The 1,000-nt window shown below is 71.7% G+C and carries 1 protein-coding gene; it reads right to left on the bottom strand.

What is annotated here, in order from left to right; translation table 11 throughout:
• On the bottom strand, positions 1-1,000 hold a 1,000-nt coding region (locus ACWD4P_RS38585), incomplete at both ends, for an NADH-quinone oxidoreductase subunit 5 family protein (RefSeq protein WP_449782863.1).

Genomic DNA, 1,000 nt, shown 5'->3' with positions numbered 1-1,000 from the left:
GGGATCGCGGCGAGCGCGAGGAGCGCCACGGTCATCGTCCAGTAGGCGTCGGGGACGCGGTCGCGCAGGCCCTTCATACGGGACATGGCGGCGAGCGAGTTGGTGCCGGCGGCGTGGATGACCACGCCCGCCCCGAGGAACAGCAGCGCCTTGAAGGCGCCGTGCGACAGGAGGTGGAAGACGGCGGCGCCGCGGTCGCCGACGGCGAGGGCGCCGGTCATGTAGCCGAGCTGGCCGATCGTCGAGTACGCGAGGACGCGCTTGATGTCGTCCTGGGCGAGGGCGGCGAGCGCCGAGCCGGTCATCGTGACGGCGGCCATGACGGCGAGGACGACCAGGGCTGCGCCGGAGGCGGCGAAGACGGGGAGGAGCCGGGCGACGAAGTAGACACCGGCGGCGACCATCGTCGCGGCATGGATCAGCGCGGAGACCGGCGTGGGGCCGGCCATCGCGTCGGGCAGCCAGGTGTGCAGCGGGAACTGCGCGGACTTGCCCGCCACTCCCGCGAGGAGGAGCAGCGCGATCAGCGTGGGGTGGTCGAGGCCGCCGCTCGCGACGGCCCCGAGGACCGTCGTGATGTGGAAGGACCCGGCGTCCACGGCGAGCGCGAACAGGCCGATCAAGAAGGGGACGTCGCCCAGCTTCGTGACCAGGAACGCCTTGAGGGACGCGGCGCGCGCCTCCGGTGTCTCCCAGTAGTGGCCGACGAGGAAGTACGAGCAGATGCCCATGACTTCCCAGCCGACGAGCAGCACCATCAGGTCGCCCGAGTAGACGACGAGAAGCATCGCGGAGGTGAAGAGGGAGACGAGCGCGGCGTACGACGGGTAGCGCGGGTCGTCACGCAGGTAGGCCGTCGAGTAGATCTGCACGCACGACGCGACGACGCAGACCAGGACGGCGACGAGCGCGGCGAAGCCGTCGACGTGCAGGGCGAGCTCGATGGGGACCGAGCCCGTGGGGGTGAGTTCGGTGGCCGCGTCGGGCCCGCTCCTCGCCG

This window comes from Kitasatospora sp. NPDC002543, assembly GCF_053594915.1.
Note: the sequence above shows the minus strand (reverse complement) of the source record. Positions and strands in the feature narration are given on the sequence as shown.